The 12,218-nt window shown below is 57.3% G+C and carries 11 protein-coding genes; 10 read left to right on the top strand and 1 reads right to left on the bottom strand.

Annotated features, from left to right (window positions below; translation table 11 throughout):
- Positions 1 to 92: 92 nt before the first annotated feature.
- The gene (locus K9N21_12575; protein MCF8144744.1) at positions 93 to 1,634 is read left to right on the top strand and encodes an Rne/Rng family ribonuclease; all 1,542 of its coding nucleotides are present in this window, start codon (positions 93 to 95) and stop codon (positions 1,632 to 1,634) included.
- On the opposite strand, the gene K9N21_12580 is transcribed toward K9N21_12575, so the two are convergent.
- Positions 1,631 to 1,858, bottom strand: a complete 228-nt coding sequence (locus K9N21_12580) for a hypothetical protein (GenBank protein MCF8144745.1) — start codon at positions 1,856 to 1,858, stop codon at positions 1,631 to 1,633. The two genes, K9N21_12575 and K9N21_12580, sit on opposite strands and share 4 nt — an antisense overlap.
- Positions 1,859 to 2,180: 322 nt before the next feature.
- Between K9N21_12580 and K9N21_12585 the strand changes: the two genes are divergently transcribed.
- The 9 genes from K9N21_12585 to K9N21_12625 all read left to right on the top strand — a co-directional run bounded on the left by K9N21_12585 (position 2,181) and on the right by K9N21_12625 (position 12,218).
- A complete protein-coding gene (locus K9N21_12585; GenBank protein ID MCF8144746.1) occupies positions 2,181 to 2,966 on the top strand; it encodes a YdcF family protein in 786 nt (261 codons plus the stop codon).
- A gap of 118 nt (positions 2,967 to 3,084) precedes the next feature.
- Positions 3,085 to 3,816, top strand: a complete 732-nt coding sequence (locus K9N21_12590; GenBank protein ID MCF8144747.1) for a TVP38/TMEM64 family protein — start codon at positions 3,085 to 3,087, stop codon at positions 3,814 to 3,816.
- 18 nt (positions 3,817 to 3,834) lie between these two features.
- Positions 3,835 to 5,841, top strand: a complete 2,007-nt coding sequence (tkt, locus tag K9N21_12595; protein MCF8144748.1) for a transketolase — start codon at positions 3,835 to 3,837, stop codon at positions 5,839 to 5,841.
- 622 nt (positions 5,842 to 6,463) lie between these two features.
- Positions 6,464 to 7,444 (top strand): MoxR family ATPase, encoded by a 981-nt coding sequence (locus tag K9N21_12600; protein MCF8144749.1) that lies wholly within the window; start codon positions 6,464 to 6,466, stop codon positions 7,442 to 7,444.
- Between the two features lies 1 nt (position 7,445).
- Complete coding sequence (locus K9N21_12605) at positions 7,446 to 8,321, top strand: DUF58 domain-containing protein (GenBank protein ID MCF8144750.1); 876 nt, start codon at positions 7,446 to 7,448, stop codon at positions 8,319 to 8,321.
- Positions 8,318 to 9,307, top strand: a complete 990-nt coding sequence (locus tag K9N21_12610) for a hypothetical protein (protein MCF8144751.1) — start codon at positions 8,318 to 8,320, stop codon at positions 9,305 to 9,307. The genes K9N21_12605 and K9N21_12610 overlap by 4 nt, the downstream gene beginning before the upstream one ends.
- Complete coding sequence (locus K9N21_12615) at positions 9,304 to 10,299, top strand: VWA domain-containing protein (protein MCF8144752.1); 996 nt, start codon at positions 9,304 to 9,306, stop codon at positions 10,297 to 10,299. Before K9N21_12610 ends, K9N21_12615 begins: the two co-directional genes overlap by 4 nt.
- Positions 10,296 to 11,300, top strand: a complete 1,005-nt coding sequence (locus K9N21_12620) for a VWA domain-containing protein (protein MCF8144753.1) — start codon at positions 10,296 to 10,298, stop codon at positions 11,298 to 11,300. Before K9N21_12615 ends, K9N21_12620 begins: the two co-directional genes overlap by 4 nt.
- 54 nt (positions 11,301 to 11,354) lie before the next feature.
- Positions 11,355 to 12,218, top strand: a complete 864-nt coding sequence (locus tag K9N21_12625) for a tetratricopeptide repeat protein (protein ID MCF8144754.1) — start codon at positions 11,355 to 11,357, stop codon at positions 12,216 to 12,218.

Below are 12,218 nucleotides of genomic sequence, written 5' to 3' on the forward strand. Positions count from 1 at the left end.
ACGATGTCGATTGCCGCTCCAGGACGCTGTTCTGCACCTGGTGCGTGTTACAAATTCGGCAATGACGATTTAAGGCCAAGGAGGCATCCCTCATGCCCAATGAACTGATTATTAATGCCAGACCCTATGAGACCCGGGTCGCCCTTGTAGAAGATAACGCGGTGGTAGAACTCCACATCGAACGAGATACCGGGCAGGAGTTGACCGGAAATATTTATCGAGGTCGGGTCGCCAGGGTCCTGCCGGGGATGCAGGCCGCATTTGTCGACATCGGGCTGGGCAGGACGGCCTTCCTCTATGTATCTGATGTCTACAAGGATTTTTCAGACCTTGAAAAGATGATGCTTGAGAACAGCCAGGCCGGGGAGGAGGTCGGACAGGGCGAGGAGCCGGACTCCGAGGCCTTGCAACCTGACATCCCCCATGAAACCTCTTTGCAGATAGAGGAACTGCTCCATGAAGGTCAGAATATCATGGTTCAGGTGGCCAAAGAACCGTTGGGAAATAAGGGCGCCCGCCTGACTTCTCATATTTCCCTTCCGGGAAGACACCTGGTCCTCATGCCTACGGTCAATCATATCGGGGTCTCCCGAAGAATAGAGGACAAAGAGGAACGGGAACGGCTGAAGGGGATTATCCGGAAGCTCAGGCCTGATTCTCTCGGGTTCATCGTGAGGACCGTTGCAGAGGGCGGGACCAAAGAGAAACTGGCGGCCGAGATGGACTTCCTTCTGAAGCTCTGGGGCAACATTCAGGGGAAAATGGAAAAGGGGTCAAACCCCGGTCTCCTATATAAGGATCTCTCCATTTCCCTGAGAGCGGTGCGGGATCTGTTCACAAGAGAAGTGGACCGTCTGGTCATCGATTCGGAGGAAGAATATGAGACGATCATGGAGTTTATCGATACCTTTGCCCCGAAGCTTAGGTATTCGGTCGAGTTGTATGAAGGGGCGGATCCCATCTTTGACGCGTTTGGGGTGGAAATAGAGATTTCCCGTGCGCTGGGGACTAAGATATGGTTGAAATCCGGGGGGTATATCGTGGTCGAACCGACAGAGGCCCTTACCTCCATAGATGTGAACACCGGGAGTTACGTCGGAAAGAGGAATCTGGAAGAAACCATCCTTAAAACCAATCTGGAGGCCGTCAAGGAGATCGCCTTTCAATTGCGGCTCAGGAACATCGGAGGGCTGATTGTCATCGACTTCATAGACATGGAAAAGGTCGCCAACCGCCATCGGGTGTTCATGGCCCTCAAAGAGGCGTTAAGTAAAGACAGGGCCAAGACAAATGTCTTGCCCATGTCCGATTTAGGGCTGATCGAGATGACCCGGAAGCGGACCCGGGCGAGCCTGAACCGGTTGCTGAACGACACCTGCTTTTATTGTGAGGGTCGCGGTACCCTCAAATCGGCCAAGACTATCTGCTACGAAATATTCAGGGACCTGGAAAGGGAGTGCGGAAACCCTGAAGAGGGGGGGAAAGTCTACATCCTGGTAAACCCGGAAATTGAAAAGGCCCTCAAGGAAGAAGAACAGAAGTCCATTATTGACCTGGAAAAAAGGATCGGTAGAAGGATCATCATTATGGGCAAGGAAGATTTCCACATGGAACAGTATGAGATAAACTTTTAGGGCCTCTTGCGTTTTTTTCGAAGTCCGGAAAGCCCTTCTTCGATCTCGTTTTTGGTGAATGTCTTCTTGCACGCGGTACATTGATACCGTTCCTGCACAATTTTGTCATAGATCAGGTCATCAGAAAAATTAACTCCATGAAACCGGAGACAGAAGTTGTAAACCAGATTGAAATCCTTATTGGAACAGGCATCACAAACAAAAAAGTCTAAAATATCGTCCATCAGCATCCCCCTGGAAATAGTCGGCCCGCGCAAGGCTGGCGGCACTCGGCGCAACCATAGGCGGATTGTTTGTATCTTTTTTCCCCTCGCTTTACAATAGTTTTTTGCGACTCGGGCGGTGGATGGGTCCAAGATCGCGACTTCAGGAGATGGCTTATTGCCGAATGATAAGGATGGATGATCCGTGTCTCGTTACGGATGTGGATTTTTTAATTCGGTTGATTCGGTTATCTCAGCTCGCCTCAGGCACTTCTTTTTCCAGGTGCCGGATGTTGACGTGGCTTTTTAATTATCAATCGATAATCCAAAAGGAATTTCAAGGATGTTTCTTCTCAAAAAGATCATCGGTTCGATGTTGCTTCCCTTGCCGGCGTGCCTCCTGATCTCCCTTGTGGGCGTTTTTTTGCTGTGGCGCGGAAGGAAGGTGATCACCGGAAAGATCCTGGTAACGCTTGGCCTGGTTTCCCTTGCCATAATGAGCTATCTGCCGGTGTCCAGGGCCATTGATGATCCTTTGAAAAATCCCTTTGAGGCCTACATGCCCGAAAGGACATCGATTCCGGATCCTGCTGCTGAAGGGGAGATAGATTACATCGTGGTCCTTGCCGGAGGACATGCCGCCGATCCGTCCCTCCCCGTCACCGGCTGGCTGACCTGTCACTCGCTCCTTCGACTCATGGAAGGCGTCCGGATATTCCGTCAACATCCCGGAAGCAAGCTTGTCCTATCGGGATGCGGGGCCTTTGATCCTGTGCCTGAGGCCCAGGTCATGGCCGATGTGGGCCGCTTTCTGGGAGTGGACCGCCGCCATATCATTCTTGAGTCCGGTTCCAATGATACAAAGGACCAGGCGCGCCTGATCCGGCCGATTGTGGGGGACCGCCCGTTTGTGCTGGTTACCTCGGCCGTTCACATGCGGCGTTCCATGGCGCTCTTCAGAAATCAGGGCATGCGCCCGATCCCCGCACCCGCCGGGATGACAAGGGACAGAGAACCGGTTGTGACGCCTGCATGGTTTTTCCCCAATGTGGACGCCCTGCAGGACTCGACTGCCGCAGTGCACGAGTACCTGGGTCTTGCCTGGGCAAAACTGAAGGGGCAGATCTGACCGGATGCGGGGTACTGGATGGGTGGATGATGGGATGGCGCTTTGCTGCCTCTGCCCTCTGACTTCGGAATTTGATCGTTGATTACCCGTCAAAAAGCTGGTAAAGAGGACCCTGCCGATGGGTATCTCTGCGATGAAAAAAATGTTTGATTCAAAAGAAACGGTCACCCGGAAGATGATTGGGAAGTTCCTGGTCCTCGTCCTCTTTCTGGCAGGGACCGTCTGTTTTTTTCGGTTCACGCCTGCAAAGGACCTGCTCACCCCCGATTCTCTGGGCCGCCTTCTGAATGCGACAGGGGGGTGGGCCCCTGTTTTGTTCATTCTCCTCGAGGCCGTGGCCATATCGCTCTTTGTCCCGGCGAGCATCCCGATCCTCCTGGGCGCCGGGCTCTTCGGGGCCTCATGGGGCTTTTTCTGCGGATGGCTGGGCGCCATGGCCGGGGCGAGCATGGCCTTCTTTGTGGGAAGGACATTGGGGAGGGATTTTGTCGCCTCCATGATCGGAGACCGGCTGAAGCGATATGACGATGCCATCGAGAGAAACGGGTTTACAACGGTGCTTTATCTCCGTCTCCTCAATTCCCCCTTCACCCCGATGAACTATGGCCTGAGTGTGACAAAAGTCCATTTCCGGGATTTTTTCATCGGAACCGGATTAGGGGTCGCCGTCTCCATCTTTGTCCTTACTTTTCTGGGCGGGATGCTGAAAAATGTCTGGGTTTCAGGGCGGTGGAACGACCTTATTTCTCTGGAAGTCGGTTTTGCCGCGGCGATTTTTATTTTTTCCTTTTTTATTCCGATGATTCTCAAGAGGGTGCGGGGGACGGCATCCTACTCCAACCCGAATTGAAAGGAGCTCGACCGGAAAATGATATCAGAATTGGATGCGTTGTGCGTCAATACCATTCGGATGCTCTCGGCGGACGGTGTGGAAAAGGCGCGCTCGGGACATCCCGGCATGCCGATGGGGGCTGCCCCGATGGCCTATGTCTTGTGGACCCGTTTTCTCCGGCACAATCCCCGCAATCCCCGATGGACTGACAGGGACCGGTTTGTCCTCTCTGCCGGGCATGGTTCCATGCTTCTCTACAGTCTCCTCCACCTGACCGGATATGATCTCTCGCTGGACGATCTTAAGGCATTCCGCCAGTGGGGGAGCCGGACCCCGGGCCACCCGGAATATTCCCTTACCCCCGGAGTGGAGATAACCACCGGCCCCTTGGGTCAGGGGTTTGCCGGCGGCGTGGGCATGGCCATGGCCGAGCGGTTCCTGGCCGCCCGTTTCAACCGCCCCGGATATCCGATCGTAGACCACTTTACTTACGGGATCGTGAGTGATGGAGACCTCATGGAGGGGGTTTCCCACGAAGCGGCCTCGCTGGCAGGCCATCTCGGCCTGGGGAAATTGATCTATCTATACGACGACAACCATATTTCCATCGAGGGTTCCACGGACATCTCCTTTACCGAGGCGCGCGATCTCAGGTTCGAGGCCTATGGATGGCACGTCGCGCGTGTGGCGGACGGAAATGACCTGGAGGCCATCGAGGCGGCCATTGAAACCGCCCGGCAGGTTGGGGATCGTCCCTCGCTCATCGCCGTCAGGACCCATATCGGTTACGGGAGCCCCAACAAGGTGGATCGTTCATCGGCCCATGGAGAACCTCTGGGCGAAGAAGAGCTTCGACGGACCAAGGAGAACCTCGGCTGGCCCGCAGAACCTTCTTTTCTGGTCCCTGACGAGGTGCGGGATCACTTTCGATCCGCAATCGAAAAGGGGAGAGAGAACGAAGAGATCTGGAAGGAGAGAGTGGGTTTATACGCCGAGGCGTTCCCCTCTCTGGCAAGCACATGGGAGGGCTGTATGGACGGCGTCCTCCCGGAGGGGTGGGATCAAGAGATCCCCGCATTCGATGCAGACCCCAAAGGGATGGCCACGCGGGTTGCCTCGGGCAAGGTATTGAATGCCGTTGCGCGGCATATCCCCAACCTGATGGGCGGTTCTGCGGACCTGGCCCCCTCCAATAAAACAGAGATCGCAGGTGAAACGGATTTTCAGGCGGATGCGTACGGGGGCCGTAATCTGAGGTTCGGGGTGAGGGAGCATGGGATGGGGGCCATACTGAACGGGATGGCCCTTCACTCCGGCGTGATTCCCTATGGAGGGACCTTCCTGATTTTCTCCGACTACATGCGGCCGGCGATCCGGTTGGCGGCACTCATGGGCCTGAAGGTCATCTACGTCTTTACCCATGACAGCATCGGTCTGGGCGAGGATGGGCCGACCCACCAGCCGGTGGAGCAGCTGGCCGCACTCAGGGCCATTCCCGGATTGACGGTGATCCGTCCCTGCGACGGCAATGAAACCGCCGAGGCATGGAAGACGGCCCTCCGATCGACCGGGCCGGTTGCCCTTGCCCTGACCCGGCAGGGCGTGCCGGAGCTGGATCGTTCTCTTTATACCGGAGCCGACCACCTGGCCCGGGGGGCCTACATATTGAAAGACGCCCCCGGCGGCGTGCCCCATCTTATCCTGATCGCCACCGGGTCCGAGGTCCACATCGCCCTGAAGGCGGCCGAGAGACTGCATGAGAAGGGGATCACCGTGCGGGTTGTCAACATGCCGTCCTGGGAGCTGTTCGAAAAACAGGATGCGTCATATTGTCGCCGGGTCCTCCCCCCCGACATCAAGGCCCGTATTGCCATCGAGGCGGGGGTTTCGCAGGGGTGGCATCGCTATGTGGGGGATTCGGGGAGGATTATCGGGATGGACCGGTTCGGGGCATCGGCGCCGAGTGCGGTTTTGTATGAGAAATTTGGATTTACCCCCGACCATGTGGTTGAAGAGGCCCTGGGCATGCTGCAGAAGATGTGAATTCGGTTTCGGCCCCCTGCCGGAAACCGGCCATGGTCTGCTTCAGGGGCGGCCACATGCCGCCGGATGCCGGTCTTTTTGCCCGATTCCCCCTGCCCATGTGCACCCGGGGGAACTCACGGCAAAGGGATATCCCCTCAGTCATTAACCTAACGCCTCTCCTCTCAGCCGCCTTATGGTGTCGCTGTAAAGCGGCCAATCGCCCCCGGCGGCATCTGCCCTCCTCCGAAAGAGGTGTCCTGTTCCTGTCAGGGCGTTGCCCCGGAGTTAATGGATGCCGCCCCAGCAATGCCGGGGCCTGTGGAACCTGCTGAGATACATGGACGCAGCGGTTCTCATTTTTTGAAACGATGACCTTTGGGAGTGGTTTTTCAGCCGCGAAACGTCGTGGCAGGATGCCACCCGCACGGCATTGTGACTGCAAGGGCGCATCATAATGAGAATGGCTGCCGTAAACGGTAATGCCTTGACAACCCGGATAAAGTGTTTATTGTGTTGTTGAAAACTTGTTAGCTTAATTATATCAATTGGTTATATTGTATTCCCCCCGGAAGCCGATCGACTGAATGGAGACGACGGGAGACCGGGGAACACCCCGGCGCGACCAGGAGGAGAAGAACGGATGGATATACAGGAAATCACACGCAAGGTCGAAAAAGAGAGTCTGATGGTCAGGCAGGTGATGGGCGGGATCGAAAAGGTGATCGTGGGCCAGAGGCACCTCATCGAAAGGATGATGATCGGGTTATTGTGCGACGGTCATCTCCTGTTGGAAGGCCTTCCGGGACTGGCCAAGACCACGGCCGTCAAGACCCTGGCGGCCTCCATACGTACCACATTTCAGAGGATCCAGTTCACCCCCGACCTCCTCCCCGCAGATATACTAGGAACACAGTTCTACCGGCCGGATACCTGCACCTTCGAGATCAAGCAGGGGCCCATCTTTCACAACATCATCCTGGCGGATGAAATCAACCGTGCCCCGGCAAAGGTCCAGAGCGCACTTCTGGAAGCCATGCAGGAGAGGCAAATCACCATCGGCGAGACCACCTTTCCGCTGGCGCATCCCTTTCTGGTACTGGCCACTCAGAATCCCATTGAACAGGAAGGGACCTATCCCCTTCCGGAGGCCCAGATCGACCGCTTCATGCTCAAGATCAAGGTGGATTATCCGTCAGCCGAGGAAGAAAAGGAGATCATGGCGCGGGTCTATGCCGGATTGGATGAGGAGATGGAAGGCGTGGTGGCGGTGGAACAACTACGGTCGGCCCAGGAGATCATGAACCAGATCCACATGGAGGAGCGCATTGTGGATTACATCGTGCGACTGACCGCGGCCACCCGCCGGCCGGAGGAGTTCGGCCTTGATATCGGGCCCATGATCAGCTACGGGGCCTCCCCCAGGGCATCCATCTGGCTCGGCATGGCCGCCCGCGCCCATGCCTTTCTGAGCGGTCGAGGCTATGTGACGCCCCAGGATGTCAAGTCGATGGCGCCGGATGTCTTTCGGCACCGGATCATTCTCAGCTATGAGGCAGAGGCTGAAGAAAAGCAGGCAGACGACCTGATAAAGATCCTGTTGGAACGAATAGAGGTCCCCTGAGATGCTTTCAGAGGCGGTATACAAGAAGATTCAGCGATTCCACTTTACGACCAAACGGAGGGCCAATGATCTCTTTGCAGGCCAGTACGAGAGCGCTTACAAGGGTCGGGGGATGGAGTTTGCCGAGGTCAGGGAATATCAGATGGGCGATGATATTCGGACCATCGACTGGAATGTATCGGCCCGGTTCGGCCGTCCCTTTGTCAAGGTCTTTCACGAGGAGCGGGAGTTGACGGTTATCCTGATACTGGACCTCTCGGGATCCCATCTCTTCGGCACCCGGGGAAAATTTAAGCGGGAACTGCTGGCCGAGGTGGCCGGCATGCTGGCCTTTCTGGCCATCCGGACCAACGACAAGGTGGGGGCCATCCTCTTCAGCTCCGGGGTGGAGAAATACATCCCTCCCAAGAAGGGGGCATCTCATGTGTGGCGCCTGATCAAGGAGATCTTTACCTACGAGCCCCAGGACCTGAATACCGATATCAACGCGGTCCTGACCTATCTGAACCGGGTGGCAAAGCGCCACTCGATCGCATTTCTCATCTCCGATTGCATGGATACCGGTTTTGAGAGATCTCTGAGGCTCACGGCCAAGAAACACGATCTCACGATTATCCAGGTGACGGATCCGGCCGAAGAGGTCCTTCCCGAGGTGGGGCTGGTGGCCCTCAGAGATCCTGAAACCGGCGAGACCGCGCTTTTGGACACCCGCAGCAGACGGCTCAGGAAAAGGTGGCAAGACTACCGTACAGAGCAGCGGGCGTACCTGACCGATCTCATGAGGCGGGCGGGGATCGACCACGTGGAACTGACCACCGACGGACCGGTGGTGGAACCCCTGACCCGGCTCTTTGAAATGAGGAGGCGGCGGCAATGAGGGGGGGAATGGACCGCCGTTTCAAGAGGTTGACCATGCTCTGCCTCCTTTTCTGTGTGCAAGGGGCCTGGGCAGGCGGTTCAGACCTCCCCGAACCCCGGTTGAAGACCCGGTTCATCCCGGATTCAGCCCGGGTGGGGAGCATGGTCGAACTGGCGCTTACCTACCGGCTTCCGGAAGGGGCAAAACTCCCCCCGGAACCCTTGATCAAGGGTCTCGAAGGTCTTGATGTGGTGGGTATCCAAAAGAATAATGGAGAGATCCGGATCCGGCTCCTGGTGGACCGGCTGGGCGAATTTAAGACCGGCCCCCTCTCTCTGGCCTTTCTGACCCCGGAAGGGAGCACGGAATTTCTTCACACAGACCCTGTCGGCCTGACGGTCCTCTCAAACCTCGGGGAGCGGCCGGACGAGGCCCGGATCAAACCGATCTACGGAATTATCCCCACGGGCTCCGGCTTCATGGAGTCCCTGGGTTGGGGTCTCGCGGCCCTGGGGGCCTGTGCGGCAGGTCTTGGCATTTTTCTGTGGCTGAGAAGGCGCCGGAAGAAGCGGGGGCTCCCCCGGGTTCAGGTCCCCCCGCACCACCTGGCGGAGAAGGAGATCCATGCGCTGGCATCCCAGGAGATTTTTGAAAAGGGCCATGTCAAGGAATTCTATTTCCGATTTTCTGAAATCCTGAGACGCTATCTGGAATCTCTCAGGGGATTTCCTGCGGCGGAGTATACCACCCAGGAGATCGCCCTTTCGATCCAGGCCCCCGAGGACCGGAAGATCCTCCCCCTGCTGCAGGATGCGGACCTGGTCAAATTCGCGGACCTCATCCCGACGCCCGCCAGGAAACGGGACGAGATCGAACAGGCCCTCGCATATATCCGCGAGACCGGTTCGGCCTTTGAAAAGGATCCTGCCGATCACAGCGTCAAGGGCCGGGGCATCGGAATCGGCGGTCGACGGGCAATTCAGAATGAGGGGGCGGCCCCATGATGTTTCGGCTTGCCTACCCCGTCCTCCTCTTCCTCCTGGTGGCGGCGGCCGCGTGGACGGCCTTTGCATTCCGGCGGCGGCCTGCGGCCATCACCTACTCCATGACCTCCAGAATGGTCCCCATGGCCGGTGCGCGAAACCAGGTCCTGGCGAGGCTGCCCGTGATCCTGAGGGGATGCGTCCTGGTCCTTCTGGTCCTGACCGCGGCCAGACCCCAGCTGTATAACGTGTCGCGGGATGTCCGGTCTCCGGGTGTGGACATTATGCTCTGCCTGGATACTTCGGGCTCCATGGAGGCCCTCGACTTCAAATTGGGGGATGAACCGGTCACCCGGCTGACTGCTGTGAAGAAAGTGGTCAGCGATTTTATCAAGAAGAGAGAAACCGACCGTATCGGGCTTGTGGTATTTGGCGAAGAGGCCTTTACCCAGTCGCCCCTTACCATTGACAAGGGACTCCTGATGGGGCTGGTGGACAAGATGGAAATCGGGATGGCCGGCGACCGAACCGCCATCGGATCGGCCATTGCCATCGGCGGAAAACGGTTGAAGGACCTGAAGGCCAAGTCCAAGATACTGGTCGTCCTGACAGACGGCCGTAACAATGCGGGCGAGATCCCCCCCCTGGCAGCGGCAGAGGCGGTCCGGGCACTGGGCGTCAAGATCTATACCATCGGTGTGGGGGGAAAGGGACCGGCCCCCTTCCGGGTAAAGACCCCTCTGGGAACCCGCCTGGTGCATCAGCAGGTGGATCTGGATGAAACGACCCTCAAGAAGGTGGCGGAGACCGGAGAAGGGAGGTATTTCCGTGCCGCTGACAGCCGGGAACTGTCAGAGATTTACGACATAATCGACCGGGCCGAAAAGACCGATGTCAAGGTCAAGGAATTCTTTCATTTTAAGGAGCTTTACGCCTGGTTCCTCGTCCCGGCGCTCATCCTGTTCGGGCTGGAGATCCTGCTCAAGACCTGGATTCTGAGGGTGATCCCATGAATTTTGCCTATCTCTGGATGCTCCATTTTTTATGGCTGGCGCCCCTGACGGCCCTCCTCTTCATCGTCTACAACCGGCAGAAGACGCGGGCCATGGAACGGTTTGCCGACCCGGAACTCCTCAGCCGGTTGTCAGGAGACATCCAAAAGGGAAGGCGAATTCTCAGGTCCGCATGCCTGTTGGCGGCCCTGATCCTGATGATTCTGGCCCTGGCCGGTCCGCGGTGGGGGAGCCATTATCAGGAGGTCAGCCAGAAGGGGGTGGACATCATGATCGTCTTGGATGTCTCCCGAAGCATGCTGGTGGAAGATGTGGAACCGGACCGGCTGGAGAGGGCCAAGCGGGAGATCTCGGATTTTATTCGCGTGGTTCAGGGGGACCGGGTGGGTCTGGTGGCCTTTGCAGGGGCGGCCTTTACACAATGTCCTCTCACCCTGGATTATGGCGCCCTGGCCATGTTTCTGACTGCCCTGAGCCCGGATATGGTGCCGGTCCCGGGGACCGATCTGGGGGCGGCGCTTCAGAATGCCATGTCTTCCTTTGACGCCGCATCCGAGACCGACAAGGTTATTCTCCTGATCACGGACGGCGAGGACAACGAGAACCGGGGACTTCAGGCGGCCCGTGAGGCGGCCAAAAAAGGGATCAAGATCTTTGTGTTCGGGATCGGGGATCCGTCCGGAGGCCCCATCCCTTCGGCCGACGGGAAAGGCGGGTTCAAAAAGGACGCTGAGGGTCAACTTATCCTGTCTAAGCTGGATGAAGAGGGACTCACGGAAATCGCCTCGGCCACCGGCGGGACCTATGTCCGATCAATGGCCGGTGACCTGGATCTGGATCTCCTCTATTTCGATGGGATCAAACAGCGGACAGAGGCCGCCGAACTCAAGAGCGGCAAGATAAAGGTGTATGAGGAACGGTTTCCCCTGTTTGTTCTGGCCGCCTTTGTCTTGCTGCTGGTGGAAGGCCTGATTCGTGAAGTGGGAAAGGAGCGCATCTGAATGCGGAATGCGGAATGCGGAACGCGGAATGCGTTAAGGGGAAAGAGACGCCTGATGCGTATGGCTGTGTGGGCCGGGGTATTTTTTGGCTCCCTTGCTCATGGGGCGGAGGACCCGGATGAGCTGTACCGGAAGGGCCGGTTTACCGAGGCGCAGAAGATCTATTCCCAAGCGGACATGGATCATCCCAGGGACCTGAGATATCGCTATAACCGGGGGTGTGCCGAGTATCAGGCCGGCGACTACAAGGGGGCCATGGCGGCATTTTCCAGTGTTCTGAGAAGGGGGGAAGAACGGGAGATCCGTTTCAGGGCGGCCTACAATCTGGGCAATGCGGCCTTCAAGGAGGGCGATGCCGCCTCGGCGGCCGAGTATTACCGGCAGGCCATTCGGATCGATCCAAACCAGGAGAATGCGCAACACAACCTGGAACTCGCCCTCAGGGAATTGAAAAGCCAGGAAAAAGAAAAAGAGGAGAAAGAGAAATCTTCGGGGAAAGAAGGGGGTCAACAGGACCCCTCGAAAACAGAGGGTGAAAAGGAAAAGCCCCTGGAGAGGCCTTCTCCGGACGCATCGCCTGACAAGGATGGCGATCAGGAAAGAGACACGGACGGGAAAGACGCCGGGACCCCGCCTGAAGAAAAGAGAGGTGAGGATGAGGGGGAAAAGAGCGGACAGGATCAGGACGAGAGGCCTGACCGTGAGTCCCCCAAAGACCTGTCAAAAGAATTAAAGCCCCGCGAGGCCTTGCCCGAACCGTCTCAAGAACCAGAGGGCGGCCCTCCGGCCGCCTCTTCGATGGATAGCAAAAAAGCCGAGGCCCTGTTGGACAACGTAACCGAAGATCGCTCCAGATTCCTGCAGCTTCAAATGCCCGAAGAAAGACGCCGCGGGGCAGTATCAGGAAAGGATTGGTAG

The organism is Deltaproteobacteria bacterium (assembly GCA_021737785.1).
Classification (GTDB): Bacteria; Desulfobacterota; DSM-4660; order Desulfatiglandales; family Desulfatiglandaceae; genus AUK324.